The 25,332-nt window shown below is 67.5% G+C and carries 26 protein-coding genes; 5 read left to right on the top strand and 21 right to left on the bottom strand.

Annotation, left to right across the window (positions count from 1 at the left end):
* Window positions 1-32: 32 nt before the first annotated feature.
* Window positions 33-857: a hypothetical protein gene (locus AC3FOF_RS06015; protein ID WP_488726045.1), complete on the bottom strand. Its 825-nt coding sequence runs from the start codon at window positions 855-857 to the stop codon at window positions 33-35.
* Between the two features lie 417 nt (window positions 858-1,274).
* Here AC3FOF_RS06015 and AC3FOF_RS06010 point away from each other — a divergent pair, with 417 nt between their 5' ends.
* Window positions 1,275-1,673, top strand: a complete 399-nt coding sequence (locus tag AC3FOF_RS06010) for a helix-turn-helix domain-containing protein (protein WP_276264294.1) — start codon at window positions 1,275-1,277, stop codon at window positions 1,671-1,673.
* 27 nt (window positions 1,674-1,700) lie between these two features.
* On the opposite strand, the gene AC3FOF_RS06005 is transcribed toward AC3FOF_RS06010, so the two are convergent.
* The 14 genes from AC3FOF_RS06005 to urtA all read right to left on the bottom strand — a co-directional run bounded on the left by AC3FOF_RS06005 (window position 1,701) and on the right by urtA (window position 15,373).
* On the bottom strand, window positions 1,701-2,720 hold the full coding sequence (locus tag AC3FOF_RS06005; RefSeq protein WP_488726044.1) for a threonine ammonia-lyase: 1,020 nt from the start codon (window positions 2,718-2,720) through the stop codon (window positions 1,701-1,703).
* Between the two features lie 397 nt (window positions 2,721-3,117).
* Complete coding sequence (gene ureG, locus AC3FOF_RS06000) at window positions 3,118-3,747, bottom strand: urease accessory protein UreG (protein ID WP_017225926.1); 630 nt, start codon at window positions 3,745-3,747, stop codon at window positions 3,118-3,120.
* 87 nt (window positions 3,748-3,834) lie between these two features.
* Window positions 3,835-4,527: an urease accessory protein UreF gene (locus AC3FOF_RS05995; RefSeq protein WP_017225925.1), complete on the bottom strand. Its 693-nt coding sequence runs from the start codon at window positions 4,525-4,527 to the stop codon at window positions 3,835-3,837.
* 164 nt (window positions 4,528-4,691) lie between these two features.
* Window positions 4,692-5,303 carry an urease accessory protein UreE gene (gene ureE, locus AC3FOF_RS05990; RefSeq protein ID WP_488726043.1) on the bottom strand — a complete coding sequence of 204 codons (612 nt, stop codon included), beginning with the start codon at window positions 5,301-5,303 and terminating at the stop codon, window positions 4,692-4,694.
* A 17-nt stretch (window positions 5,304-5,320) separates the two neighbouring features.
* Window positions 5,321-7,039 (bottom strand): urease subunit alpha, encoded by a 1,719-nt coding sequence (gene ureC, locus AC3FOF_RS05985; RefSeq protein ID WP_488726042.1) that lies wholly within the window; start codon window positions 7,037-7,039, stop codon window positions 5,321-5,323.
* Window positions 7,039-7,344 carry an urease subunit beta gene (locus AC3FOF_RS05980; protein WP_488726041.1) on the bottom strand — a complete coding sequence of 102 codons (306 nt, stop codon included), beginning with the start codon at window positions 7,342-7,344 and terminating at the stop codon, window positions 7,039-7,041. Before AC3FOF_RS05980 ends, ureC begins: the two co-directional genes overlap by 1 nt.
* A gap of 19 nt (window positions 7,345-7,363) precedes the next feature.
* Window positions 7,364-7,978, bottom strand: coding sequence for a HupE/UreJ family protein (locus AC3FOF_RS05975; protein ID WP_276264298.1), 615 nt, complete (start codon window positions 7,976-7,978; stop codon window positions 7,364-7,366).
* A gap of 114 nt (window positions 7,979-8,092) precedes the next feature.
* On the bottom strand, window positions 8,093-8,395 hold the full coding sequence (locus tag AC3FOF_RS05970) for an urease subunit gamma (RefSeq protein WP_017229757.1): 303 nt from the start codon (window positions 8,393-8,395) through the stop codon (window positions 8,093-8,095).
* A gap of 80 nt (window positions 8,396-8,475) precedes the next feature.
* Window positions 8,476-9,369, bottom strand: a complete 894-nt coding sequence (locus tag AC3FOF_RS05965; RefSeq protein ID WP_276264299.1) for an urease accessory protein UreD — start codon at window positions 9,367-9,369, stop codon at window positions 8,476-8,478.
* A gap of 184 nt (window positions 9,370-9,553) precedes the next feature.
* A complete protein-coding gene (urtE, locus tag AC3FOF_RS05960; protein ID WP_488726040.1) occupies window positions 9,554-10,246 on the bottom strand; it encodes an urea ABC transporter ATP-binding subunit UrtE in 693 nt (230 codons plus the stop codon).
* Between the two features lie 20 nt (window positions 10,247-10,266).
* A complete protein-coding gene (gene urtD, locus AC3FOF_RS05955) occupies window positions 10,267-11,115 on the bottom strand; it encodes an urea ABC transporter ATP-binding protein UrtD (RefSeq protein ID WP_017226696.1) in 849 nt (282 codons plus the stop codon).
* Window positions 11,112-12,323 carry an urea ABC transporter permease subunit UrtC gene (gene urtC / locus AC3FOF_RS05950; RefSeq protein WP_017226697.1) on the bottom strand — a complete coding sequence of 404 codons (1,212 nt, stop codon included), beginning with the start codon at window positions 12,321-12,323 and terminating at the stop codon, window positions 11,112-11,114. Before urtC ends, urtD begins: the two co-directional genes overlap by 4 nt.
* Window positions 12,323-13,960 (bottom strand): urea ABC transporter permease subunit UrtB, encoded by a 1,638-nt coding sequence (urtB, locus tag AC3FOF_RS05945; RefSeq protein WP_035811476.1) that lies wholly within the window; start codon window positions 13,958-13,960, stop codon window positions 12,323-12,325. The genes urtC and urtB overlap by 1 nt, the downstream gene beginning before the upstream one ends.
* A gap of 147 nt (window positions 13,961-14,107) precedes the next feature.
* Window positions 14,108-15,373: an urea ABC transporter substrate-binding protein gene (gene urtA / locus AC3FOF_RS05940; RefSeq protein ID WP_276266046.1), complete on the bottom strand. Its 1,266-nt coding sequence runs from the start codon at window positions 15,371-15,373 to the stop codon at window positions 14,108-14,110.
* Window positions 15,374-15,923: 550 nt separating this feature from the next.
* Here urtA and AC3FOF_RS05935 point away from each other — a divergent pair.
* From AC3FOF_RS05935 to AC3FOF_RS05920, 4 genes are all read left to right on the top strand, one after another.
* The gene (locus AC3FOF_RS05935; RefSeq protein WP_488726039.1) at window positions 15,924-17,441 is read left to right on the top strand and encodes a flavin-containing monooxygenase; all 1,518 of its coding nucleotides are present in this window, start codon (window positions 15,924-15,926) and stop codon (window positions 17,439-17,441) included.
* Between the two features lie 42 nt (window positions 17,442-17,483).
* Entirely contained in the window at window positions 17,484-18,251 is a 768-nt protein-coding gene (locus AC3FOF_RS05930) for an SDR family oxidoreductase (protein ID WP_488726038.1), read from the top strand.
* Window positions 18,252-18,325: 74 nt separating this feature from the next.
* Window positions 18,326-19,111 carry an alpha/beta fold hydrolase gene (locus AC3FOF_RS05925; RefSeq protein WP_488726037.1) on the top strand — a complete coding sequence of 262 codons (786 nt, stop codon included), beginning with the start codon at window positions 18,326-18,328 and terminating at the stop codon, window positions 19,109-19,111.
* 49 nt (window positions 19,112-19,160) lie between these two features.
* Window positions 19,161-20,465: an MFS transporter gene (locus tag AC3FOF_RS05920; RefSeq protein WP_017224329.1), complete on the top strand. Its 1,305-nt coding sequence runs from the start codon at window positions 19,161-19,163 to the stop codon at window positions 20,463-20,465.
* Window positions 20,466-20,492: 27 nt separating this feature from the next.
* Here AC3FOF_RS05920 and AC3FOF_RS05915 read toward each other — a convergent pair whose 3' ends face one another.
* From AC3FOF_RS05915 to AC3FOF_RS05890, 6 genes are all read right to left on the bottom strand, one after another.
* Complete coding sequence (locus AC3FOF_RS05915; RefSeq protein WP_488726036.1) at window positions 20,493-21,116, bottom strand: hypothetical protein; 624 nt, start codon at window positions 21,114-21,116, stop codon at window positions 20,493-20,495.
* A gap of 91 nt (window positions 21,117-21,207) precedes the next feature.
* The gene (locus AC3FOF_RS05910) at window positions 21,208-21,687 is read right to left on the bottom strand and encodes a MaoC family dehydratase (protein WP_017224327.1); all 480 of its coding nucleotides are present in this window, start codon (window positions 21,685-21,687) and stop codon (window positions 21,208-21,210) included.
* 243 nt (window positions 21,688-21,930) lie between these two features.
* On the bottom strand, window positions 21,931-22,380 hold the full coding sequence (locus AC3FOF_RS05905; protein ID WP_017224326.1) for a MaoC family dehydratase: 450 nt from the start codon (window positions 22,378-22,380) through the stop codon (window positions 21,931-21,933).
* Window positions 22,381-22,446: 66 nt separating this feature from the next.
* Window positions 22,447-23,565 carry an acyl-CoA dehydrogenase family protein gene (locus tag AC3FOF_RS05900; RefSeq protein ID WP_488726035.1) on the bottom strand — a complete coding sequence of 373 codons (1,119 nt, stop codon included), beginning with the start codon at window positions 23,563-23,565 and terminating at the stop codon, window positions 22,447-22,449.
* Between the two features lie 13 nt (window positions 23,566-23,578).
* The gene (locus AC3FOF_RS05895) at window positions 23,579-24,781 is read right to left on the bottom strand and encodes an acyl-CoA dehydrogenase family protein (protein ID WP_488726034.1); all 1,203 of its coding nucleotides are present in this window, start codon (window positions 24,779-24,781) and stop codon (window positions 23,579-23,581) included.
* A 96-nt stretch (window positions 24,782-24,877) separates the two neighbouring features.
* The gene (locus tag AC3FOF_RS05890; RefSeq protein ID WP_017224323.1) at window positions 24,878-25,327 is read right to left on the bottom strand and encodes a DUF1178 family protein; all 450 of its coding nucleotides are present in this window, start codon (window positions 25,325-25,327) and stop codon (window positions 24,878-24,880) included.
* Window positions 25,328-25,332: the final 5 nt, after the last annotated feature.

Below are 25,332 nucleotides of genomic sequence, written 5' to 3'. Positions count from 1 at the left end.
GGAAGCCGGCGGTGAAACCAGGGCGCGAGCGCTCAGTGCAGGGAGACCCCCCGCGCCTCGCCCGCTGCCTGCATGGGCACTGGCGCCTGCAGGCAGCACAGCAGGCTGGCCACGGGATGGAAAGCGTCGATCCGGTAGCCTTCGTCGGGGTCCGGCGCGAAGACCATGCCGGGCTGCAGATAGGCCACCTGGCGCTCGGCCTGCGGCCAGGGCGAATGCCACTGCAGGCACAGCGTCCCCTCGTGGCACGCCGCCCAGTGGAGCCCACCCGCGCGCAGGCGCGCCGCCCACTCCGGCTCCCCCTCTCCCAGCGCGACAAAGGCCGCGTTGAGGCGCGGCAAGGCAGGCGCCGCGCGCGCATGATCTTCCGGCAGCCCGGGTGCGAACCGCTCTCCCCGCAACAGGACATCGATCGCCCCGGCGCCGGCCGTGCCCAGCCAGCGTTGCGCCTGGCCACTGGCAAACGCGTCGAAGCAGCTCGTCACTCCCGCCCCGACCAGCCCGACGGTTTCCGGATCCAGGATCACACGGATCAGCACGCTGTCCTGCAACGCCGCCAGATGCAGGCGCTCGCCCTGGCGCAGCGCATGGATGCCGCCGGGGGACAGCAGCGCCGCGTCGCCGCCGCGCGGCGTCAGCTTGATGGTGCCGCGCAGGCACGCCCACCACTCGGCGCGGGCCGTGACGATGCCGGACTGCATCGCGCCCTGCGGCAGGAAGATGTAATCCCCGCTGCTGCCCAGCCCGGCGGCTTCGGGCACCACCCTCACCTGCAGGCCAAGGCGCAGATCCGAAGCATCACCGCCGGCCAGTATTTCTCCGCGCATCTGCGCATCGAACAAGGAAAAAATACGCATTCGCTCCCTCCTCCGCGTGGTGGAAAAATGCAAGCGCGCTTCCTGGGAGGTGGAATGCCCGTGATTGGATTTTTCCGTGACTGGATCCCTGCCACCTTCCGCGTGTTGCCCGCCCCGTCCTGTCCTGGCGTCGGAGCCCGGGCCTGCCCCGTATCGTTTTGACACGTTTTGGCGAGCAATCCGATGGCATGATTCGCAGGTTGTCGCAGAGAGACTTCCACCAATAAGTTACATTCTTCCGTCACGATGACTCGCGGTGACAATTGTGACAATTGCCGGAATCTCGGCGTAATCCCCCAAAAACCGCCATATTCCAAGGGTCTTTGGCACGTAACCTATAGTGCGACATACTATAAGGCGTCGCCACAAAGAGGTCAAATCCTTAGCCTCGCTCCAATCTCATTCAGGAATCGGGCCATGGTCGGTGATCCTCTCAAGTCATTCGGGCTGCACTTGGCGGAGTTGCGCAAACAGCGCGGCTGGTCGCAGGAAAAGCTTGCCCTGGAAAGCGGCATGGCGCGCTCCTACCTCAGCGGGATCGAACGTGGCGTGCGCAACGTGTCCCTGGTCAATATCTGCGCGCTGGCCGGCACACTCGGCGTGAACACCAGCGAGATGTTGAACTTCGACGACGGCAATGGCAGGGGCAACGGCGGAAGCGGCGCCCTGGTGCTGGAGCAGAAGTGCGCCGAGTTCAATATCACGCCAGCCCAGCGCCTGACCGTGCGGCATATGGCGCTGATGAACGACACCGAACAGGACGCCGTCGCCGGCATAGCGCGCGTGATTGCCGCCAGGGCCGCCAAGGATCTGTAGCGGCGCCAGGGCAACGCACTGCAAGCGTCAGGCGGCGCCGGCAACCGCATCCGGCGCCAGCAGTTCGCCAAAACGCGCCGCGTCGAGGTTGGCCCCGCACAGGATCAGCGCCACCTTCTTTCCGGCCAGTGTCTTGCGCAGCGGCCCCAGCAACGCCGCCGTCGAAACCGCGGTGGCCGGCTCGGTCGCCAGCTTCATGTCTCGATAGAGGATGCGCATGGCAGCGCGCGTCGCCGCATCGGACACCCGCACCATGCCGTCGACGAACTGCCGGCATACGCCGTAGCTGTAATCGAGCGCATAGGGCGCCCCCAGGCTGTCGGCGATGGTCTCCACACGCTCCAGCGCCTGCGGCCGTCCGGCCTCGAAACTCCGGTTCATGGCGTCGGCACCCTCCGGCTCCGCGCCGTAGACCTTGCAGGCCGGGTTGAGCTGCTTGACCGCCGCGGCAATGCCGGCGCACAAGCCGCCGCCGCCCACCGGCACCACCACCGCATCCAGCCCTGCCACCTGGCGCATCAGCTCCAGCCCCACGGTCGCCGTGCCCTGGGCGATCAGGGGTCCGTCGTAGGGGTGCACCATGGTCCGGCCCTCCTGCGCCTCCAGTTGCTGCGCATGGGCAAAGGCGGCATGCACGTCCGGCAGCAACAGCACCTCGGCGCCGGCCTCGCGGCAGGCTTGCACGCGTGCCGGACTGGCGCTGGCCGGCATCGCCAGCTTGGCGCCGACACCGGATACCCTGGCCGCGTAGGCGACCGCCATCGCATGGTTGCCGGCACTGGCCGCCACCACGCCACGCGCGCGCGCCGCGGCGCTCAGCTGGCCGATGCTATTGAGCGCGCCGCGCACCTTGAAGGTGCCGGTGAGCTGGAACAGTTCCAGCTTGAACCACACCTCCGTGCCAGCATCGAGTTCCAGCGCGGCGCCGGTCTGCCAGCGCCATACGGGTGTTTCCAGCACCTTGCCCTGCAGCCGCCGCGCGGTCTCCTGGATTTCGGGCAGGGTGGGATAGCGGGCTTGGGCACGCAGGTCGGAAAGGTCGGACATCGGGTGTTCTCCATTGCATCGGAATCGGTTGGTCGCGCGCAGGCCCGCATGGCCATGCGCGTCAAGGGCAGACCACGGGCCACCGAGCACCAGCCAAAGCCGCAGCTCAGCGACCCCGGATAATTCGAATAATGGAGAACGGGAAGGAGAAGGCGGACAGGGACGCGCGGGCGCATTCCTGCAGCAGCTCGGCGCCCACGCATGCAGCGGCGTCACCGGTATCGGTGCCGCGGCGGAGCGAAGAAGGGGCGAGCGAAGTCAACTTCATGGAGCGGCCAGTATGCCACAGCCGCCGCCGTTGGCAAATAGCACGCCGGGCGCAGCGCCAGCGTCCATGACTTCGACGTGACGCAGCAGACGGTGGCACCGGCGGAAAGACGCACCGCCTGCGCCAGCCTTACACGCCCAGCATGCCCTGGCGCTCGATAAAGGCAATCACCTGGTCCAGCCCCTGTCCCGACTTGACGCTGCCCATCACGAACGGGCGCGTGCCGCGCATCTTGCGCGCATCGCTTTCCATCACCTCCAGGCTGGCGCCCACATACGGTGCCAGGTCGGTCTTGTTGATCACCAGCAGGTCCGACTTGGTGATGCCCGGCCCACCCTTGCGCGGGATCTTCTCGCCGCCGGCCACGTCGATCACGTAGATGGTCAGGTCCGACAGCTCCGGGCTGAAGGTGGCGGCAAGGTTGTCGCCGCCGGACTCGATAAAGACGATATCGGCATCGGGAAACTTCGCCAGCATGCGGTCCACTGCCTCCAGGTTGATCGAGGCATCCTCGCGGATCGCGGTATGCGGGCAGCCGCCTGTTTCCACGCCCATGATGCGCTCGGCCGGCAAGGCGCCGGAAACCGTCAGCAGGCGCTGGTCTTCCTTGGTATAGATATCGTTGGTGATGGCCACCAGGTCATAGCGCTCGCGCATGGCCTTGCACAGCATCTCCAGCAGGGTGGTCTTGCCGGAACCGACGGGGCCGCCCACGCCGACGCGCAACGGGGGATTCTTCTTGGTACGGGCCTGGGTCATGATGGAAATATTGCCTTGGTGATCGTTGGATGATCGTTGGGGGATTCGCGCCATGTCGGCGCTGGCCGCCTGCCGCGCAGCCCGCGCTCAGGAACGGAACAGCCTGGAATACTGTGTCTCGTGCCGCGCCGACAGCAGGCCAAGCATCGGGGAGAAGGTCGACAGCATCGGCGGCTCTGCGTCAGCGCGGCGCACGGCTTCCTCCACGGTCTGCAGCACCGCCGGATGCAGCCGGCGCAGGATGTGCTGCCCCGCCACCTGGCCCAGCGGCACCGCCTTGAGCGCGGCGGCCACCTGGTTTTCCGCCCAGGTGAAGCAATAGGCCGCCAGCCCGTCGCGCTCGTCCACATCGAGCGCCACGCAAGCCGCGGCGAAGGCAGTCGGCAGGCACGCCGGCGACAATGCCGCCAGCTGCGCGCGCAGCGCCGCATCGCCCCACTCCATCTGCGCCACCAGGCGGGCCAGCGACCAGCCCATCTGTTCAGTCTCCAGCCGCAGCTCGGCGCTCTCGCGCGTCGCATGGAACCAGCCGTTCCATTCGGCTAGGCCCTGCGCATCAAGCACGCGCCAACGGCGATGCAGCAGCAGCCAGAGCGGCGCCTCGCACTGCGACTGCACCTCCAGCAGGTTGCTTCGCACCCACTGCTCCGCGCTGTCCGCGTCGTGCACCATGCCGCAATCGATGGCCGCCTCCAGGCCCTGCGAATAGCTGAAGCCGCCGATCGGCAACGCCGGGGAAGCCAGGTGCAGCAGGGAGACGAGTTGGGAGAGCTGGGTCATGGGTGCCTGCTTCCAGGCCGGCGCCCGCCGGCGCCCAGGCCACCGGAGGTCGCCGGCGCCGGTGCGCGCCCGCCTTCTCTCCCTCTCCCGCCTGCGGGAGAGGGGAATTCCGGCGTCGGGACTTGGGGGCGCGGTGGCTTGCTCATGCGTCGGAGGCGGTGAATTCAGTGCTTGTGCCCGCAATGCTCATCATGCACATGCGGCGAATGGTCGTGATCGTGACCGTGCGAGTGGCCATGATCGTGATCGTGATCGTGCCCATGGTGCTCATGGAACACGGCCTGCGCGGTGGCGTAGTCCTCGGCAAAGGTGGCATCGTGGCCATGCTTGTGGCCGCCGCCGTAGGCGCCGGCCTCGGGCTCGAACGGCAGTTCGGCGCGCTCGGCCCGCACCCCGAGGCGCGCCAGCATGTCCGCCAGCACCGGGTCGTATTCCAGGCGCAAGTAATCGCGCCCGACTTCCACCGGCGTGTGCCGGTTGCCGAGGTGGTAGGCGGCGCGCATCAGCGCCTGCGGATCGCTGGCACCCACCTGCAGCACCGACTCCGGCGCGGCCAGCACCTCGACGAAGATGCCGCCTTCGGTAACCAGCAGGTCGCCGCCGCGCAGCACGGTGCCGCGCGGCAGGAACAGCGCCACCTCCTCGCCATTGTCCAGCGTGGCGCGCAGGCGGCTCTTGCTGCGTTCGGCGAAGGGCAGCACCAGCTTGGGCGCGCGGCGCACCAGCACGGCGGCGATGCCGTGCGGGGCGCTCAGGTGTTTGTCGATTTTTTGCAAGGCGGACTCTTCAGTCTTCAGAACAGGAAATAACGTTGCGCCATCGGCAGCACGGTGGCCGGCTCGCAGATCAGCAACTGGCCGTCGGCCACCACCTGGTAGGTCTCGGGATCCACCGTGACGTGGGGCTGCCAGTCATTGTGCACCATATCGCGCTTGCTCACGGTGCGCGTGCCGCGTACCGCCGACAGCACCTTGTTCAGGCCATAGCGCCCACCCACATCGGCGGCCAGCGCGGCCTGCGAGACGAAGGTCAGCGACGACTTGCGCAAGGCCCTGCCGGCCGCGGCGAACATCGGCCGGTAGTGCACCGGTTGCGGCGTCGGGATCGAGGCATTGGGGTCGCCCATCGCCGCGGCGGCGATCATCCCGCCCTTGAGGATCAGGCTCGGCTTGACGCCGAAGAAGGCCGGCTTCCACAACACCAGGTCGGCCCACTTCCCGACCTCGATCGAGCCGACTTCATGCGCGATGCCGTGCGTGAGCGCGGGGTTGATGGTGTACTTGGCGATATAGCGCTTGACACGGAAATTGTCGTGGCCGCCACGCGCGTCGTTGGGGTCTCCCGGCAGCTTGCCGCGCTGCGCGGCCATCTTGTGCGCGGTCTGCCAGGTGCGGATGATGACCTCGCCAACCCGGCCCATGGCCTGGGAATCGCTTGAGATCATGGAGAAGGCGCCGAGGTCGTGCAGGATGTCCTCGGCGGCGATGGTCTCGCGGCGGATGCGGCTTTCGGCAAAGGCGATGTCCTCGGCGATCGACGGATCCAGGTGATGGCACACCATCAGCATGTCGAGGTGTTCGTCGAGCGTGTTGACGGTGTACGGCCGGGTCGGGTTGGTCGACGAGGGCAGCACATTGGGCTCGCCGCACACCTTGATGATGTCCGGCGCGTGGCCGCCGCCGGCGCCTTCGGTGTGATACGTATGGATGGTGCGGCCCTTGAACGCGGCCACGGTGGCTTCGACGAAGCCGGCCTCGTTCAGCGTATCGGTGTGGATCGCCACCTGGGTGTCGGTGGCATCCGCCACGCCCAGGCAGGTGTCGATGGCCGCGGGCGTGGTGCCCCAGTCTTCATGCAGCTTGAGCCCGATGGCGCCGGCCTCGACCTGCTCCGTGAGCGGTCCCGGCTGGCTGGCGTTGCCCTTGCCGAGCAGGCCGATATTCATCGGGTAGGCCTCGGCCGCCTGCAGCATGCGCTCCATGAACCAGGGGCCCGGCGTGACGGTGGTCGCGAAGGTGCCGGTGGCCGGCCCGGTGCCGCCGCCGATCATGGTGGTGACACCGCTCATCAACGCTTCTTCGATCTGCTGCGGGCAGATGAAATGGATGTGGCTGTCGATGCCGCCGGCGGTCACGATCATGCCCTCGCCCGCGATCACCTCGGTGCCCGGGCCGACCACGATGGTCACGCCGGGCTGGATGTCCGGATTGCCCGCCTTGCCGATGGACGCGATGCGGCCGTCCTTGAGGCCGATGTCGGCCTTGACGATGCCCCAGTGATCGACGATCAGCGCATTGGTGATGACGGTGTCGACGCAGTCCCTGGCCATGCGCTGGCTCTGCCCCATGCCATCGCGGATCACCTTGCCGCCGCCGAATTTCACTTCCTCGCCGTAGATGGTGAAGTCTTTCTCCACCTCGATGACGAGCCCGGTATCGGCCAGCCGCAGGCGGTCGCCGGTGGTCGGGCCAAACATCTCGGCATAGGCCTGCCTGGAGATTTTCACGCTCATCACAGCGCTCCCATGATCTTGCCGTTGAAGCCGTAGACGATGCGCGCGCCGGACAGCGCCACCAGCCCCACCGTGCGGCGCTGGCCCGGCTCGAAGCGCACGGCGGTGCCCGCGGCGATATTCAGCCGGAAGCCGCGCGCGGCCTCCCGGTCGAACTCCAGCGCGGCGTTGGTCTCGTAGAAATGGAAATGCGAGCCGACCTGGATCGGCCGGTCGCCGGTATTGGCCACCGTCACGCTCACCGTGGGGCGGCCGGCATTGAGTTCGATCTCGCCCTCTGCGGGCATCAGTTCACCGGGAATCATGCTGGGCTCCTCGTCGGGATCAGGCGACCATCAGGCCGACGCCATACAGTGCCACGCCGGCGCCCGCCACCCGCGCCAGCCAGCCCGCCTGCCGGCGCAGCGCGGCGCCCAGGCCGATGCCCGACAGGTGCAGCGCCATGGTGGCGACCGTGAAGCCGCCGACGTAGGCGAGCGCCGCCGGCAGCGCGCCGGCCGTGGCCGGCAGTTCGGCGCCGTGCGCGTAGCCATGGAAGACCGCGAAGCCGCCCGCGATGGCCATGCCCGCCCAGGCCGGCAACCTGGCGCGCAGCGCCACCAGCAGGCCGATCGCCACCAGCGAGGCGGCGATCATCGGCTCCACCAGCGGCAGCGCGAGGCCGCACAGGCCGAGCGCGGCGCCGGCCAGCATCAGGGCAACGAACGCAAAGGGCATGCGCAGCGTCTCGCGCGGCGAGTTTGCCCCGAGCGCGCTCCATACCCCCACGCCCGCCATGGCGAGCAGGTGATCCATGCCGGTGAATGGATGCAGCAAGCCTGCCCACAGGCTGGCGCCGACAGTCGCGGCGTCGTGCCCGGGATGGGCCATGACTGCGGTGCTGGCCAGCGCCAGCGAGACACCCGCCATGGCGGCGCGGGAGCGGTTGGAACGGTTCATGTCTTGACCTCGTATTCTGGTTCAGCGGATTGCGCAAGCCCTGGCGGACAGGCGGAGAAAAACCACAAAGGCACCATCGGCGGACGCACGCAGGACGCCCACCCGGTACCCGCCTCAGACGATCGGATGATGCACGGTGACCAGCTTGGTGCCGTCCGGGAAGGTGGCTTCCACCTGGATCTCGGGGATCAGTTCGGCCACCCCGTCCATCACGTCCTCGCGCGCCAGCACCGTGGTGCCTTCGTGCATCAGCTCGGCCACGGTGCGGCCGTCGCGCGCGCCTTCCATGATGGCGGCGGTGATCAGCGCCACCGCCTCGGGATAGTTGAGCTTGAGCCCGCGCGCGCGGCGGCGTTCGGCCAGCAGTGCGGCGGTGAAGATCAACAGCTTGTCTTTTTCTCGCGGAGTCAGTTCCATGCCGGTATTCCCGAAGTTGCTTGTTTTATGTCTGCGCTGGCTGGCTTGCCGCGCAATCCTGCGCGCCTACGCCAGCGCACTCACGTCGCCCACAATCTCAACGGCTTCGCCGCGACGCCGTGGATGGGCTCGCGCAACACGCTCCAAGCCATTGCCATCACGTGGCGGACGGCTTCCATCTCCGCGCCCAGCACGCGCAGCAGCAGCATCGGCTGGCCGGCCTGCTCGAGCCGCGTCACGCCCGCGCGCAGTGCCGGCCGATACGGCAGTTGGCCCGCCAGCATCTCGGCCAGCGCCTGCGTGGCGCCCTCTCCCACCGCCCACAGCGTGCCCATGACATTGAGTCCGTCAAGGCCGGCCACCGCATGGCGCAGCGCCGAACCGGCATCCAGCCGCGCACTCTCGATCCACAGCGCACGGTTGCCATCCTGCCCCTGCCCCTGTACCGGAACCTGCACCCGCGTTTCCAGCCACAGCGTACCGCGCGCCCAGGTTTCGCCGCTCGCCTGGCGCCCCAGCACCACGGCATCCCAGCCGATCGCGCTGGCGCCGGGCGCCACCGTCACCGTGGTGGCGAGGCGGGCATGCGCGTCGTCGAAGACGATGTTCTCCTGCGGCAGCCAGTCCACCCGCGCGCCGGCTTCCAGCGTCAGCGTGACGCGCTGCGCGGCCTCGCGGCCGAGCGACTTGTACCACTTGGTTGCGCCGGGCGTGGCCAGCACCGCATGGGCGCCGGCGCCCACCGCAATATCGATCTGCAGGCTGTCGCCGCCGGCAACCCCGGCGGGTGGATGCAGGATCACGGCGTGGCAGATGGCGCCCTCGGGATAGAGCGGCTTTTGCACCAGCAAAGGCCCACGGTGGCGGCGCTCGACCAGCGCGCTGCGCTCGCCCCGCTGGGCAAACCGCAGGCGCAGGCTGGCCTCCCATGCGGGTGGCACGGCGAGGGTCGAAGGAAAGTCCGGATGACGCATGAATGATGGAATGGCGACGCGGCGGTCGTGCATCGTGCGCTCGATGCGGGCATCATAGCGCGGGGCTCGGGAGGCTGGAAGTGGCATTGGCGAAGCGCTGCAGATGGCGGATTGCGTGTCTTCCGCCGCTGCCGGCACCGGCCTTCTCCCCCGGCGCCCCTGCTGGACCAACCCCCGACCACGCTCACACCGCGATCAGCTCCCGCACCCCCTCCTCTTCCATCTTCGCCCCCTCCCCTCTTGCCACCACTTCGCCGCGGCTCATCACGACATAGTGATCCGCCAGATGCCTGGCAAACTCGTAATACTGCTCCACCAGCAGCACCGTCATGCCGAACTCGTCCACCAGCAGCCGCAGCGCGCGGCCGATGTCCTGGATGATCGACGGCTGGATGCCTTCCGTCGGCTCGTCCAGGATCAGCAGTTCCGGCTCGCTCATCAGCGCGCGGCCGATCGCCAGCTGCTGCTGCTGGCCGCCGGACAGGTCTCCGCCGCGGCGCTGGCGCATGGTGCGCAACACCGGGAACAACTGGTAGATCCGGTCCGGCACGCCGGCCGGGCGCTTCAGGCTGGCGGCGCCGATCAGCAGGTTCTCCTCCACCGTCAGGCGCGGGAAGATCTCGCGGCCCTGCGGCACATACGCGAGACCGGATGCCACGCGTTCGTACGGCGGCTTCTTCTCCAGCGCCCGGCCCGCCCAGCTGATGCTGCCGCTCCTGGTCGGCACCACCCCCATCAGGCATTTGAGCAAGGTGCTCTTGCCCACGCCATTGCGGCCGAGCAAGGTCGTCAGCTTGCCCTGCGGCACCTCGAAGCTGACATTGCGCAGGATATGGCTACCGCCGTAGTACTGATTCAGTGCATTGACCTGCAACATGGCCTTGTCCCTTTTATCCTTTATCTGCCGAGGTAGGATTCGATCACGCGCTCTTCGCGCTTGACGGCGTCGAGCGTGCCTTCGGCCAGCACGCTGCCCTCGGCCAGCACGGTGACGGTGCCGGTGGCGCCGGCCAGCGCGGCGACGAACTCCATGTCGTGCTCCACCACCATCATCGAGCAGGTGCCGCGCAGGCTGTTCAGCAGCGTGGCCAGCTGCATGGTTTCCTCGTCGGTCATGCCCGCCACCGGCTCGTCGAGCAGCAGCAGCTGCGGCTGCTGCATCAGCAGCATGCCGATCTCCAGCCGCTGCTTCTGACCGTGCGACAGCAGCCCGGCCGGGCGATAGGCCTCATCCTCGAGGCCGGTCAACGCCAGCGTTTCCTCGATACGGCGGTGCCCTTGCGGCCCCAGCCGCGCCCGCAAGGAGGAGAACCAGCGCTTGTCCGCCTTCATCGCCAGTTCCAGGTTCTCCCACACCTCGTGCTGCTCGAACACGGTGGGCTTCTGGAACTTGCGGCCGATGCCCGTCTGCGCGATCTTCGGCTCGGTCAGGCGCATCAGATCGATGGTCTGGCCGAGGAACACGCGGCCGCTGACATTGGCGTTGCGCGGCCCGGTCTTGCCGGTGATGACATCCATCATGGTGGTCTTGCCGGCCCCGTTGGGCCCGATCACGCAGCGCAGCTCGCCGTGATCGATCGACAGCGTGAGCCGGTTGAGCGCGCGAAAGCCATCGAACTGCACGGTCACATCTTCGAGATAGAGGATGGGGCCATGCGAGACATCGATGACGCCCGGCTCCATCACGCGGCCGAGGCCGGTGGTGCCTCCGCTTTCCGCCAGTTGCGCTCCCGGTGCGGCATTCATGCTTCACCTCCGCTGCGGGTAGCGTTGGCCGGCGCGCCGGACGAGGCACCGCCCGCCAGGGCGCGGGCGCGCATGCCGCGCACGCGCTTGATCAGGCCGATCACGCCGTCCGGCAGGTAGAGCGTGACCAGCACGAACATCGCGCCCAGCAGGAATAGCCAGTACTCGGCGAAGTAGGCCGTGAACATGGTCTTGGCGCCGTTGACGAGGAAGGCGCCGATGATCGGGCCGATCAGCGTGCCGCGTCCGCCCACGGCCACCCATACCGCCATCTCGATGGAGTTGGCCGGCGACATCTCGCCCGGGTTGATGATGCCTACCTGCGGCACATACAGCGCGCCGGCAATGCCGCACAGCACGGCCGAGAAGGTCCACACGAACAGCTTGTAGCCGAGCGGGTTGTAGCCGGAGAACATCACGCGCATCTCGGCATCGCGCACCGCCGTGACCACGCGCCCGAGCTTGGAAGTGACGATGTAGCGGCAGGCGATGAAGCCGGCCAGCAAGGCAAGGAAGGTCAGCACGAACAGCGCGGTGCGGGTCTCGGGCGCCGCCACGGGGAAGCCGGCGATGCGCTTGAAATCGGTGAAGCCGTTGTTGCCGCCGAAACCTGTCTCGTTGCGGAAGAACAGCAGCATGGCGGCATAGGTCATGGCCTGCGTGATGATCGACAGGTACACACCCTTGATGCGCGAGCGGAAGGCAAAGAAGCCGAACAGCCACGCCAGCACGCCCGGCACCAGCACCACCAGCAGCATGGCATAGCCCAGATGCCCGGTGCCATGCCAGAACCATGGCAGCTCCTTCCAGTCGAGGAAGACCATGAAGTCCGGCAGGTCGCTCTTGTAGACGCCTTCGCGGCCAATCGCGCGCATCAGGTACATACCCATGGCATAGCCGCCCAGCGCGAAAAACAGGCCATGGCCGAGGCTGAGGATGCCGCAATAGCCCCATACCAGGTCCAGTGCGATGGCGGCCAGCGCGAAGCACATGATCTTGCCGATCAGCGTGAGCGCGTAGGCCGACAGGTGCATGGGATGGCCTTCGGGCAGCAGCAGCGCGCACACCGGCACGCCAACGCCGACGACCAGCGCCAACAGCGCCAGCGCAGTCCAGCTGCGTCCCGAGAACAGCGGCTGGCGCTCCGGCACGGCCAGCCGGAATCCCGCCGCGGGGGTTTTCGATCGATTCGATGTTGAAGTCTGCATCATGCCTCCGCGCTGCGCCCCTTGAGCGCGAACAGTCCCTGCGGGCGCTTCTGGATGAAGAGCACGATCAGCACCAGGACAAGGATCTTGGCCAGCACCGCGCCATAGAACGGCTCGATGAACTTGTTGATGAGGCCCAGCCCGAAGGCGCCGATGATGGTGCCCGCCAGTTGCCCCACGCCGCCCAGCACCACCACCATGAAGGAGTCGATGATGTAGGCTTGGCCGAGGTCGGGGCCGACATTGCCGATCTGCGACAGCGCGCAGCCGCCCAGGCCCGCGATGCCGGCGCCGAAGGCGAAGGCGTAGCTGTCCACCTTCCATGTCCGTACGCCCACGCAGGCCGCCATGGTGCGGTTCTGCGTGGTGGCGCGCACGAACAGGCCAAGGCGGGTGCGGTTGAGAACACCCCAGGCCACCGCCACCACCGCCAGCGCGAACACGATGATGACCATGCGGTTGTAAGGCAGCACCATGCCCGGCAGCCATTCGATGCCGCCGCTCATCCACGACGGATTGGCCACTTCCACGTTCTGCGCGCCGAACAGCGTGCGCACCGCCTGCATCAGCAGCAGGCTGACGCCAAAGGTGGCCAGCAGGGTTTCCAGCGGGCGGCCATAGAGATGGCGCAGCACCAGCCGCTCCAGCACGAAGCCGACCACAGCGGACGCCAGGAACGACGCCGGCAGCGCGAACAGCAGGTACCAGTCGAAGGCACCGGCGAAATGCGCGCGGAAGACGCCCTGGACCATATAGGTCGCATAGGCGCCGATCATCAGGAATTCGCCGTGCGCCATATTGATAACGCCGATCAGGCCGTAGGTGATGGCCAGTCCCAGCGCGGCCAGCAGCAGCACGCTGCCCAGGCTCAGCCCGGCGAACAGGTTGCCGATCAGTTGGGCGCGCTGTTGGTCGCCGCGCAGCGCGTCGAGCGCTTGCTGGGCGGCGCCGCGCAACTCGGCATCGGGCTCGCGGTATTTCCCGGCGGCATCGCGCTCCAGCAGCGGCTGCAGTTTCTGGCGGCTCTGCGGATTGCTGTCGCGGCCCAGGATCCTGATGGCTTCCAGCCGGTCGTCGCGGTTGCCGTCCGCCAGCACGATATTGGCCCAGATGACATCGAGCTTGGCGCGCAGGCCGGCATCGGCCTCCGCCTTGCGCGCGGACTCCACCACCTCGCGCGATGCGCTGCCTGGCTGGTCCAGCAAGGTATTCACCGCCTGCGTGCGCACCGCGGCATCGGCCGACTGCAGCAGCATGCTGCTGGCGGCGCTATCCACCAGCGCGCGCAGGCTGTTGTTCAGGGTGAGCGCTTCGAGCGCGTCGGCCTGCACGGTAACCGGCTGGCCGCTGATGGCATCCACCAGCTTGTCGCCGTCCTGGCGCACCATGCCCACGGCTGGCGCGTACTGCAGCGTATCGTCCTGCAGCGCCTTGAGGATGGGGCCGGCCTGCGCCGGCGGCGCCTTGGCGAGCGTGCTCAGCGCGGCGGTCTTGGCGTCGAAGTCGTCTTCGGCCAGCGGCTTCAGGTCGGCCTGCGTCAGCGGCGCGGCCCAGAGCGGGCACGCGGCGAGCAGCAGCCATGCCACCAGCATGGCGCGCAGCCCTGAAGCGAGAGAGAACGATAAGGATCGGTGCATAAGGTCCGCGATCGCACGCAAGAGGCGCGCGACCACTTTGGTCAACGTGACTGGGTTTTGCCGCCGCCGCGGCGCGCAAGCGCCGGACGGCGGACAAGGACGCGGTGGCCTGTACCCCGCCCCACGCGCGGAACAGGGAAAAACGCCTTACATCACCTTGTCCGGCTTGCCTTCGTTACCCGCGATATATGGGCTCCACGGCTGCGCGCGCACCGCCTTCGGGGTCTTCCACACCACCGTGAACTGGCCGTCGCCCTTTACTTCGCCGATCATCACCGGCTTGTACAGGTGGTGGTTCTCGCCCATGGTCAGGGTGAAGCCGTCCGGGGCCTTGAAGGTCTGGCCGTACATGGCGGCGCGCACCTTGTCGGGATCGGTGGTGCCGGCCTTCTTCACAGCCTGCGCCCACATGTGGATGCCCACGTAGGTGGCTTCCATCGGGTCGTTGGTGACGCGCTTGTCGCCGCCCGGCAGGTTGTTGGCCTTGACCCACGCCGCCCACTGCTTCCTGAAGGCTTCGTTTTCCGGGTTCTTGACCGACATGAAATAGTTCCATGCGGCCAGGTGGCCCACCAGCGGCTTGGTGTCGATGCCGCGCAGTTCTTCCTCGCCCACCGAGAACGCCACTACCGGCACGTCCTTCGCCTTCAGCCCGGCGTTACCCAGTTCCTTGTAGAAGGGCACGTTAGAGTCGCCGTTGATGGTGGAGATCACCGCGGTCTTGCCCCCCTGCGAGAAGGTCTTGATATTGGCGACGATGGTCTGGTAATCGCTATGGCCGAACGGCGTGTAGACCTCTTCGATATCCTTGTCCGCCACGCCCTTGCTCTTGAGGAAGGCGCGCAGGATCTTGTTGGTGGTCCGCGGGTAAACGTAATCGGTGCCCAGCAGGAAGAAGCGCTTGGCGCCGCCGCCTTCCTTGCTCATCAGGTATTCCACCGCGGGAATGGCCTGCTGGTTGGGCGCCGCGCCGGTGTAGAAGACGTTCTTGGACATCTCCTCGCCCTCATACTGCACCGGGTAGAACAGCAGCGAGTTCAGCTCTTCGTAGACGGGCAGTACCGACTTGCGCGACACCGAGGTCCAGCAGCCGAAGGTGACGGCAACCTTGTCCTTGGTGACCAGTTGGCGCGCCTTCTCGGCGAACAGCGGCCAGTTGGAAGCCGGATCGACCACCACCGGCTCGAGCTTGCGGCCCAGCACGCCGCCGCTCTTGTTGATTTCGTCGATGGTCATCAAGGCCACGTCCTTGAGCGAAGTCTCGGAAATCGCCATGGTGCCGGACAGCGAATGCAGGATACCGATCTTGATCGGCTCCTTGGACTGCGCCAATGCCAGCGGGCTCACGCCTGCCGTTGCGAAGAGTGCCGCGGCGGCTACCGCCGACAGCTTCAGCATGTCACGTCGTTTCATTGCAGCTCCCAGATTGTCGTGTTTGATAAGGAACAACGCACCCCGGGTGATGCTTCTGCAACTAGCGTGCCATGGCATACAAGCTTGCATACAAGACGGTCTACACGCGCTGGCGAGCCTCCGGTGGCGCCTGGACGCGCAGGCGCACCATGGCGGTGCGCCTGTGTCGCGCACCAAGCCTGTGCGCCTGCGCGGCCGGTCTCACATTGGGGCATGGGCGCGGCGGTACGGCGCCGGGGCAGGAACGCTGTATCGCCGGCGGCACTCGAGGCGCCTGCGCCCCCTTTCGCCGCCATGCTGCGCCGTGACTTGCCCGAATCCCGAATCGGAACTATGGTGGCCACTCGCTCGCGCGCCATGTCATCGCCGCAGGCACCGCAGTCATAAGAACAGAAGCAGCACAGAAGCAGCACAACGGAGACAGCCCATTGACAGCCGCGCGACTGAAGCGGATCGGCGCCCTGCCCGCGATCCCGCATGCCATCTTCATGCAGGCTGTTCCTGGCGCAGCCGCCAGGGCCGCGGGTGAGTGCGAAGACAAGGGGCGGGCATGAATCCGGCGCCGCTGGCATCCGGCCCGAACCCTGTCGTCATCATCGGCGCGGGCGTGGCCGGCATGTGCATGGGCATCCGGCTCAAGCAGGCCGGCATCGATACCTTCGTCATCCTCGAGAAAGCCGACACGGTGGGCGGCACCTGGCGCGACAACACCTATCCGGGCTGCGGCTGCGACATCCCCTCCCACCTGTACAGCTTCTCCTTCGCGCCCAAGCCGGACTGGTCCAGTGCGTATTCGCCCCAGGCGGAAATCCATCGCTACCTGCAGCACTGCGCCGAACGCTTCGGCCTGCTGGGACATATCCGCTTCGGCACCGAGGTCACCGAGGCGCGCTACGATGAAGCGGCCTGCCTGTGGCAGGTCGGCACGAGCGACGGCGACACGATCGGCGCGCGCATCCTGGTCAGCGGCACGGGGCAGCTCAATCGCCCGCTGGCGCCGCGCATCGAAGGGCTCGCCGGCTTTGCCGGCGCGGCCTTCCATTCGGCGCGCTGGCGACACGATGTCGATCTCGGCGGCAAGGCGGTGGCGGTCATCGGCAATGGCGCCAGCGCGCTGCAGTTCATCCCGCGCATCGCCCCGCAGGCGGCACGGCTGACCGTCTTCCAGCGCAGCGCCAACTGGGTGCTGCCGCGCAATGGCGAGGCCTATACGCCAGCGCAGCAGGCACGCTTCGAACGCCATCCGTGGACCGCCCGCCTGCACCGCTGGCACCTCTACCTGCAGCGCGAGCTGCGCTTTGGCCGCATGCAGCGAGGCAGCGGCCGCAACCGCGAGCTGGAAACCCTGGCGCGCCGCTACCTGGCGCACAGGATTCCCGATCCGGCGCTGCGCGCGAAGCTGACGCCCGACTACCCGATCGGCTGCAAGCGCATCCTGATCTCCGACGATTTCTATCAGGCGCTGAGCCGGCCGAACGTCCATGTCGAAACCGCCGCCATCGCCCGCGTCGAAACCGACGCGGTCGTGACCGCAGACGGCGCCCGGCATCCCGCCGAGGCCATCGTCTTCGCCACCGGCTTCGACGCCCGTTCCTTCCTTGCCCCGGTCCGCATCGTGGGCCGTCACGGACGGACGCTGGCAGAGCAGTGGCAGGACGATCCCGAAGCCTACCTCGGCATGACGGCGCCGGGCTTCCCCAACCTGTTCGTGCTGTACGGCCCCAACACCAACCTGGGCCACAACTCCATCATCTTCATGCTCGAGTGCCAGGCGCGCTACGTCCTGCAATGCATCGAGGCCTGCCGCTCGGCACGGTTCGCCTCGATGGAGGTCCGCCCGGACGTCGTGACGCGCTTCAACCACGCCTTGCAGGCGGCCATCGGCAAGACGGCCTGGGCGGGTTCGTGCAGCAGTTGGTACAAATCCGCGAGCGGCAAGGTGGTCAACAACTGGTCCGGCCATGCCACCGCCTATTGGTGGAAGACGCGCAAGCCGGACTGGCGGGACTTCGTGCTGCGCCACGCTGGCGAAGGCGAAGGAAACGGCGCGGCGCCCGCGTCATCGTAGCCAGTTCCCGGCGCACCGGCATACAACTCAGGAGATCGCGCAATGCTGCGTCTGCAAGACAAGGTTGTCATGATCACCGGCGCGGCGTCCGGCCTGGGCGCCGCCTTCAGCCGCGCGGCGGCGCTGGCCGGCGCCAGCGTGCTGCTGGCGGATATCGACGATGCCGCCGGGCAAGGCCTCGCTGAAGCCTTGCGCGCGGAGGGCGCGAGCGCAGGCTACCAGCGGCTCGACGTCACCAGCGAAGCCGGCTGGGAAACCGCCATGGCAGCGGTGCGCGAGCGCCACGGCAGGCTCGACGTGCTGGCGAACAACGCCGGCATCGCACTGCGCGGCTCGGTGGCGGATTGCAGCCTCGCCGACTGGCAGCGCACGCTCGATGTCAACCTGACCGGCGTCTTCCTGGGCTGCCGCGCGGCGCTGCCGCTGATGCGCGCGGGCGGCGCCATCGTCAATGTCTCGTCCGTCTATGGCCAGGTGGGCGGCGCGCAGGTCGCGGCGTATTGCGCCGCAAAAGGCGGCGTGACCCTGCTGACGCGTTCCGCGGCCCTGCACGGCGCCGCGCTGAAGCCGCCGGTACGGGTCAACTCCATCCATCCGGGCTTCGTCGACACACCGATGACCCAGGGCGCGCTCGACCTGCCCGATGCCAGCGGCACCACCGCGCGCAAGCGCATCGAGGGCATGACCCCGCTGGGCCGGCTGGCCACGCCGGATGAAATCGTTGGCGTCTTCCTGCTGCTGGCCAGCGACGAAGGCCGCTACATCACCGGCTCGCAGTTCACCGTCGATGGCGGCCTCACCGCCCAATAGGCCAGCCGGCACCGCGGGCAACCGGCGTCCATGAAGGAACGGAGCAACGAAGTGCCGAAGCCATGGAGTTCGATATGCAGCGCCTGACCATCGGGTCCGAGGGTATCCGCACCAGCCTCATCGAGGCGGGCACCGGCCGCCCCACCATCCTCGTGCACGGCACCAGTTCCAGCGCCGAGAGCAACTGGGCAGCGCTTCTGCCCGGGCTGGCGCAGCACAGACGCTGCCTGGCGCTCGATCTGCGCGGCTCGGGGGAGACGCATGACGACGGCGCGCCCCTGACGCTGGAAACGCTGGTGGAGCAGGTGCGCGCCTGCATGGACCTGGCGCCGGACCAGCAAGCGGACCTGGTCGGCTACTCGCTGGGCGGCGTGGTGGCCGCTGCGGCGGCGGCGCTGATGCCCGAGCGCGTGCGCCGCCTGGCGGTGTTCGGCGCCTGGGCGCAAACCGACCGGCGCATGCGCCTGCTGTTCTCGCTGTGGCAGTCCCTGGCGCTCTCGGACCACCATCAGCTGGCCCGCATGATCCTGCTCAACGGCGTCTCCGAGCCTTACCTGGCACGCCTCGACGACGCCACCGTCGATGCCATCCTGGCGCGCTTCGGCAGCGGCCTGGCACCCGGCAGCGATCGCCAGGCCGCGCTCGATGCCACCATCGACATCGCCCCGCTGCTGCCCCGCATCCGCGCCGCCACACTGGTGATCGGCCTGCGCCACGACCGCATGGTGCCGCCCGCGCATTGCCGCGCGCTCGCCGAGGCCATCGGCCAGGCGCGTTATGCCGAGATCGACAGCGGCCACCTGGTCATGCTGGAACAGCCGGAGCGTCTGCTCGAGCTGATCTCCCTGCATCTGGACTGACCCCGCCACCACCGCCACCACCGCTTACGCGACGCACCCAGGCAAGCCCATGAGCCCACTTCCGTCCTACCAGCCACGCAGCGCCTGGGCCATGGCCTCGATGCTGACCTGGCTCTCGCTGATCAACTTCCTCGACAAGATCGTGCTGGGCATGGTCGCGGTGCCGCTGATGGCGGACCTGAAGATACCGCCATCGGAGTTCGGCTTGATCGCCAGCAGCTTCTTCTGGCTGTTCTCGCTCTCCACCGTGCTGGTGGGTTTTCTTTCCAATCGCATCGCCACGCGCTGGCTGCTGCTGGCGATGGGCCTGTCATGGGCGCTGCTGCAGGTGCCGCTGGCGCTGGCCGGCTCGGCGCTGACCATCCTGCTGTGCCGCATGTTGCTTGGCGCGGCCGAGGGGCCGGCCTTCCCGATCTCCGTGCATGCGCTTTACAAATGGTTTCCCGACCACAAGCGCAACCTGCCGGTGGCGGTGGTCAACCAGGGCGCTACCGCGGGCCTGCTGCTGGCGGGACTGACCATTCCGCTGGTGACGATGCACTGGGGCTGGCGCGCGAGCTTCGCGATCCTCGCCGCGATCGGCGCCGCCTGGAGCATCATGTGGCTGTGCGTCGGCCGCGAGGGCCCGCTGACGGGAACGCCCGGCCAGCGCCCCGGTACCGCCACGGCCATATCCGCGCGCCTCCCTTACCGCCGGATCTTCCGCGATCCGACCGTGCTGGCCTGCCTGACGCTGGGTTTCTGTGCCTACTGGGCGCTGGCGCTGGGCCTGACCTGGCTGCCCGCCTACCTGGAGCAGGGCCTGGGCTTCGACCCGATAACCACCGGGCGCTGGTATGCCGTCATCGTAGCCTCGTCCATGCCCGTCACGCTGGTCCTGAGCTGGCTGTCGCAACGCATGCTGCGCGCAGGGGCATCGTCGCGGCTGGCACGCGGCGTGATCATCTCGGTCGCGGCGCTGGCGGGCGGCGGGGTGTACCTGGTGATCGCATCGGTGGCGCTGCCGCCGGTACCAAGGACCTTGCTGATTGCCGTGGCGGCATGTTTGCCGCCAGTGGCGTTCGCGCTGACGCCGGCCATGCTGGCGCAGATCGTGCCGGAGGCCCAGCGCGGCAGCGTGCTGTCCATCCACACCGCGCTGGTCTCGCTGGCGGGCAGCCTGGCGCCTGCCGTGGTGGGACAGTTGATACAGCGCCACGGCATGAGCGGGGGCTTCGAGGTGGGCTTCGCGATCAATGCCTTGCTGCTGGTTGCGGCCGGCGTGATCGGCCTTTGCTGGCTGAATCCCGAGCGTTCGGCGACGGCACTGGCAGCGGCCACGCACGCAACGGCGGGCGCGCGCTCGCCCGCCTGAGCCCTCTGCCGCCGCCCTGGTCCCCGTTCAGCGGGACAACCACCAGCAGGCAGCGGCCGCCAGCGCGGCCTGGCCTGCGGCAACGATCAGGAAGGTTTGCCACGAGGCTTCGAAGCGGTCTTGCAGCGTAGTGACAGCCGCCGCCCGGATGGCCGCGGGCGCTTCCTGCGCGGCGAGCCCGGCAAACGGTATCGCCGCGATGATCTTGCCGGCGAAATGCAGCGCCACGCGGCGCGCCAGCCGGGGCATGCGTTCGCTACGCTCGAGAAAACCCTGGAAGCGGGCCGTCAGCGCCTTTGGCTGCGCCAGCAGGCTCGCCAGCGCGCCCGGCTGCTGGACCTGCAGCGTATCGACGAAGCGGCCGAACGTGGCATCGTAGAAACGCTCGCCATGCGCATCCGCCAGCGTGCCCAGCACGCGATCGAGCGCGCGCTGCTGGGCGACGACAAAATACGCCACCGGAAAAGCGATCAGGAACACCAGCGCCGCCGCCGCAAGCGGCCAGCCCGCACCGGCACCGCCCTTGGCCACGACGGCGAAGGCCAGCAGGCTCAGCGCCAGCCCGGCCACACAGCAGCGCACCATTTCCCAGAGATAAAGCGAGCCCGCCTTGAGCATGGACTTGCCGAGATCGATTGCACTGCCTGACATGTAGGTAACCCTTGGATGGCACCCGCATGGCCGGCGCCGATAAAGAAACGGCGCAGGCCGCCGCACGCCTTGTGCGGCGGCCCTGCCTGGCTTACGAGTAGCGCCGGCTGATCGATTCCGCCACGCAGACCGGACGGTCGCTGCCTTCGCGTTCCACCGTGACTTCCCAGTTGGACTGCGCGCCGACCAGGCCGGGCGCATTCGGCAGCGGCTCGAGGCGTTCCACCGACAACAGCTTCACGCGGGCGCGCAGGCGGCTGCCGACCGGCACCGGCGCGGTGAAACGCACACGGTTGAGACCGTAGTTGACGCCCATCTTCACACCCGGCATATCGATGGCGTTGTGCATGAAGGCCGGCAGCAGCGACAGGGTCAGGAAGCCATGCGCCACCGGACCGCCAAACGGCGACTCGCGGCGCGCGCGCTCCACGTCGACGTGGATCCATTGATGATCGCCGGTTGCCTCCGCGAACTGGTTGACCTGCTGCTGGGTGATCTCGATCCAGTCGCTGATGGCCACTTCCTGGCCCTGCAGGCTTTCCAGTTCTTCAAGCGAAGCGATGGTACGCATGGTGTCTCCTTGTTGTTGCCTGGCTGGCCGGAATCGGCCGGGATTCATTCAGGGTGATGCATTGACGCCGGAATCTACGATGATCCTTCGGACCTCAGAGCCGGCGTCCAAAGATAAGCTGCGCGATGCAAAGCGCTGTATTGCGCCCTCTCCCCCCGAGGGGAGAGGGCGTAACAACCGCCGGGCATTTCAAACCGCGCCGGCGCATCCCGCCAGCTTCGGTCGGCGCCCCGGCCTTACACCTCAGGCGGGCCGGCGGCCGTACATGCCCATGCCCTTGACCGTGCAGACCAGTTCGCCGCGCTGGTTGGTGGCCTCCCACTGGGTGTGCACCACGCCGCGGTCCGGCTTGGACGACGAGGCGCGCGCATCCAGCACCAGCAGCGACACGCTCAGCGTATCGCCCGCATAGACCGGCTTGAGCCAGCGGATCTCATCCACGCCGGGCGAGCCCATGCTGGCCGCCTTGGAGGTCATATTGTCCACCAGCAGGCGCATCATGATAGAACAGGTCATCCAGCCGCTGGAGATCAGGCCTTTGTAGATGCTGTTCTGCGCGGCTTCCTTGTCGATATGGAAGGGCTGGGGATCGTACTGGCGGGCGAAGGCCAGGATCTCTTCTTCGCTCACCAGGTGGGTGCCGAGATCGCGCTTGCTGCCGACGATGAAGTCTTCGAAATACAGGGTGGACATGGTTCGCTCCGTCAATAAAAAAACCGCGCCTGGAACAACCGGCGCGGCTATCGTCTTCCAGCAGGATCAGACCGTTTCCAGGAAGCCGGGCTGTGCCGCAAAGCGTCCCAGGTGATGATCGACGTCACCGAAGGTGGTGTTGATCAGCGTCAGGCGCTTGAACATATGCGCCGCCGGCAACTCGTCGGTCACGCCCATGCCGCCGTGGATCTGTACCGCCTCCTGGCCGACCGAGCGGGCCGCCTGGCCCACGCGCGCCTTGGCGGCGGAGGCCAGGCGACGGCGCTCCTCCGGGCTGGCTTCGTCGAACTTGGCGGCGGCCAGCAGCGTGATGGAACGCGACTGCTCGGCATGGATGAACATCTCCACCATGCGGTGCTGCAGCGCCTGGAAGCGCGCGATCGGCACGCCGAACTGCTGGCGGGTCTTGGCGTATTCCAGCGTGGCGGCGTTGAGCGCGTCGATCACGCCCACGGCTTCCGCGCACAGCAGCACGGCGGCGTAGTCGGCCACCTGCTCGATCAGCGAGGACGCCGCGCCTTCGGTGCCCAGCAGCTCGCCCTGTGCGTCCTTGAAGGTGATGTCGGCCGCGCGCAGGTTGTCGATGGTGCGGTAGTCGGTGATGCTGACGCCCGCTGCCTTCGGGTCCACCAAGAACAGCGAAATGCCGCTGGTATCGGCATCGGCGCCGCTGGTGCGGGCCGAGACCACCAGCTTGCCGGCTTGCGCGCCGTGAATCGTCACGACCTTGCGGCCATTGAGCTTGCCGCCCCTGGCCGTCACGCGCACATCGTTGAGCGCATAGCGGGCATGCGGCTCGTTGAAGGCGGTGGCCAGCTTCACCTCGCCGGTGGCGACCTGCTCCAGCAGCGCATCCTGGCCGCCGGCCAGCTTGAGCGCGTAGGCGGCGACCACGGTGGCGAAGTACGGCTCCACCACCAGGCCGCGGCCCAGTTCCTGCATCACCACCATCATGTCGATGGGCGTGCCCGAGAAGCCGCCCTGCGCTTCCGGCACCGGCAGCGCGGTCAGGCCGAGTTCGACCAGCGCGCCCCAGGCGGCGTCGCTATGGCCCGCTTCGGCCTTGATGCCCTTCTTGCGGGTTTCGAAATCGTAGTCTTTGTCGATGAAGCGGTGGACGGCGTCAGCCAGTTGCTTCTGTTCGTCGCTGAGATTGAAGTTCATATCGCGTGTCTCCTCACAGCCCCAGGATCATCTGGCTGATGATGTTCTTCTGAATTTCGTTGGACCCGCCGTAGATGGAGGTCTTGCGATAGTTGAAGTAGTAAGCCGCCAGCGGCGCGGCATCGTCGTAGCCCGTCACCGCGTGCTCGTGCTCGCATTCCAGGTAGGCGGTGTCGAACGGCTGCGCGTAGGGGCCCACGGCCTCCACCATCAGCTCGGTCAGCATCTGCTGGATCTCGGTGCCCTTGATCTTGAGCATCGAGGCCTCGGGGCCGGGGCCCTTGCCGGCGCTCTCGCTCGACACCACGCGCAGCACGGTCAGTTCCAGCGCCATCAGCTCGATCTCCAGCGCGGCGACCTTGGCGCCGAACAGCGGATCTTCCAGCAGCGGGCGGCCGTTCTTCTGCTGCTGCCTGGCGACGCGCTTGAGGAAGCCCAGTTCGCGCTTGGAGTTGCCCACGCGGGCGATGCCGGTGCGCTCGTGGCCGAGCAGGTACTTGGCGTAGGTCCAGCCGCGGTTCTCCTCGCCCACGCGGTTTTCCACCGGCACCTGGACGTTGTCGAAGAAGACTTCGTTCACTTCATGCTCTTCGTCGAGCATGATGATCGGGCGCACGGTGATGCCCGGGGTCTTCATGTCGATCAGCAGGAAGGAAATGCCCTCCTGCTTCTTGGCTTCGGGATCGGTGCGGACCAGGCAGAAGATCATGTCGGCGTGCTGGCCGAGCGTGGTCCAGGTCTTCTGGCCGTTGACGATGTAGTGCTTGCCGTCGGAGGTCAGTTCGGCGCGGGTCTTCAGCGAGGCCAGGTCGGAACCCGAACCCGGTTCGGAGTATCCCTGGCACCACCAGTCGGTGCAATCCAGGATGCGCGGCAGGTAGTACTGCTTCTGCGCCTCGCTGCCGTACTTCATGATCACGGGGGCGACCATGGCCACGCCGAAGGGCAGCACGCCGGGCGCGCCGACACGGGCATTTTCCTCATCCCAGATATGGCGCTGGGTGGCGTTCCAGCCGGTGCCGCCATACTGCACGGGCCAGTGCGGCGCGGACCAGCCGCGGCCGGCCAGCAGCTTGTGCCAGCGCACCAGGTCGTCGCGATTGGGGCGGCGGTGATTGAGAATCTTGCTGCTGATTTCCGCCGGCAGATTGGCCTCCAGCCAGCCGCGCACTTCGGCGCGGAAAGCATCGTCGGACGCCGAATAGTTGAGATCCATGCCCGTCTCCAGTGATGCCGGTGTGAGACCGGCATATTGTTCTTGCTAGCGCGTCATGCGCCGGCAACAAACTCTGCCTCGGGCACAGGACGCTATTCAGTGAGCCGTCTGCTTGAGCGCATCCGGCACCACGAGCTGGAAAGTTTCGATGCCTTCTTCGGCAAGCGCCTGCACCTCATCCGGCGAAGCCTTGCCGCGGATACCGCGCTCCGGCGCTTCGTCGTAGTGCATGCGCCTGGCCTCTTCGGCAAAGCGTTCGCCCACATCCTCGGTCTGCGCCAGCACCTGCTTTACCGCCTTCAGGTAAAGCGACTGCAGTGCCACCTGGGCCGCCGGGGCCTTCGCCTCGGGCGGCTTGCCCGACGGTGCTGCGGTCGCGCCCGACAGGTTCAGGCGCGGCGCGCTGGGCAGCCGGGTGATGGCATGGTCCGAGCAGACCGGACATTGGACGAGTTTTTGCGAAATCTGCGACTGCGCATCGTCCTCCGAAGCAAACCAGCCTTCGAAACGATGGTCTTGCGCGCAGCGCAGGTCGAGCACCTTCATGATGT

The sequence above is a fragment of the Cupriavidus sp. 96C5-1 genome (assembly GCF_057798855.1).
The sequence above is the reverse complement of the archived record's forward strand: the minus strand, read 5'-3'. Positions and strand labels throughout refer to the sequence as shown.

Bases quoted from the DNA above. Each gene is read 5' to 3' on its own strand.
- AC3FOF_RS06015 (WP_488726045.1), bottom strand. From the start codon at position 857: ATGCGTATTTTTTCCTTGTTCGATGCGCAGATGCGCGGAGAAATACTG.
- AC3FOF_RS06010 (WP_276264294.1), top strand. From the start codon at position 1,275: ATGGTCGGTGATCCTCTCAAGTCATTCGGGCTGCACTTGGCGGAGTTG.
- AC3FOF_RS06005 (WP_488726044.1), bottom strand. From the start codon at position 2,720: ATGTCCGACCTTTCCGACCTGCGTGCCCAAGCCCGCTATCCCACCCTG.
- ureG (WP_017225926.1), bottom strand. From the start codon at position 3,747: ATGACCCAGGCCCGTACCAAGAAGAATCCCCCGTTGCGCGTCGGCGTG.
- AC3FOF_RS05995 (WP_017225925.1), bottom strand. From the start codon at position 4,527: ATGACCCAGCTCTCCCAACTCGTCTCCCTGCTGCACCTGGCTTCCCCG.
- ureC (WP_488726042.1), bottom strand. From the start codon at position 7,039: ATGAGCGTGAAAATCTCCAGGCAGGCCTATGCCGAGATGTTTGGCCCG.
- AC3FOF_RS05980 (WP_488726041.1), bottom strand. From the start codon at position 7,344: ATGATTCCCGGTGAACTGATGCCCGCAGAGGGCGAGATCGAACTCAAT.
- AC3FOF_RS05975 (WP_276264298.1), bottom strand. From the start codon at position 7,978: ATGAACCGTTCCAACCGCTCCCGCGCCGCCATGGCGGGTGTCTCGCTG.
- AC3FOF_RS05970 (WP_017229757.1), bottom strand. From the start codon at position 8,395: ATGGAACTGACTCCGCGAGAAAAAGACAAGCTGTTGATCTTCACCGCC.
- AC3FOF_RS05965 (WP_276264299.1), bottom strand. From the start codon at position 9,369: ATGCGTCATCCGGACTTTCCTTCGACCCTCGCCGTGCCACCCGCATGG.
- urtE (WP_488726040.1), bottom strand. From the start codon at position 10,246: ATGTTGCAGGTCAATGCACTGAATCAGTACTACGGCGGTAGCCATATC.
- urtD (WP_017226696.1), bottom strand. From the start codon at position 11,115: ATGAATGCCGCACCGGGAGCGCAACTGGCGGAAAGCGGAGGCACCACC.
- urtC (WP_017226697.1), bottom strand. From the start codon at position 12,323: ATGCAGACTTCAACATCGAATCGATCGAAAACCCCCGCGGCGGGATTC.
- urtB (WP_035811476.1), bottom strand. From the start codon at position 13,960: ATGCACCGATCCTTATCGTTCTCTCTCGCTTCAGGGCTGCGCGCCATG.
- urtA (WP_276266046.1), bottom strand. From the start codon at position 15,373: ATGAAACGACGTGACATGCTGAAGCTGTCGGCGGTAGCCGCCGCGGCA.
- AC3FOF_RS05935 (WP_488726039.1), top strand. From the start codon at position 15,924: ATGAATCCGGCGCCGCTGGCATCCGGCCCGAACCCTGTCGTCATCATC.
- AC3FOF_RS05930 (WP_488726038.1), top strand. From the start codon at position 17,484: ATGCTGCGTCTGCAAGACAAGGTTGTCATGATCACCGGCGCGGCGTCC.
- AC3FOF_RS05925 (WP_488726037.1), top strand. From the start codon at position 18,326: ATGCAGCGCCTGACCATCGGGTCCGAGGGTATCCGCACCAGCCTCATC.
- AC3FOF_RS05920 (WP_017224329.1), top strand. From the start codon at position 19,161: ATGAGCCCACTTCCGTCCTACCAGCCACGCAGCGCCTGGGCCATGGCC.
- AC3FOF_RS05915 (WP_488726036.1), bottom strand. From the start codon at position 21,116: ATGTCAGGCAGTGCAATCGATCTCGGCAAGTCCATGCTCAAGGCGGGC.
- AC3FOF_RS05910 (WP_017224327.1), bottom strand. From the start codon at position 21,687: ATGCGTACCATCGCTTCGCTTGAAGAACTGGAAAGCCTGCAGGGCCAG.
- AC3FOF_RS05905 (WP_017224326.1), bottom strand. From the start codon at position 22,380: ATGTCCACCCTGTATTTCGAAGACTTCATCGTCGGCAGCAAGCGCGAT.
- AC3FOF_RS05900 (WP_488726035.1), bottom strand. From the start codon at position 23,565: ATGAACTTCAATCTCAGCGACGAACAGAAGCAACTGGCTGACGCCGTC.
- AC3FOF_RS05895 (WP_488726034.1), bottom strand. From the start codon at position 24,781: ATGGATCTCAACTATTCGGCGTCCGACGATGCTTTCCGCGCCGAAGTG.
- AC3FOF_RS05890 (WP_017224323.1), bottom strand. From the start codon at position 25,327: ATGAAGGTGCTCGACCTGCGCTGCGCGCAAGACCATCGTTTCGAAGGC.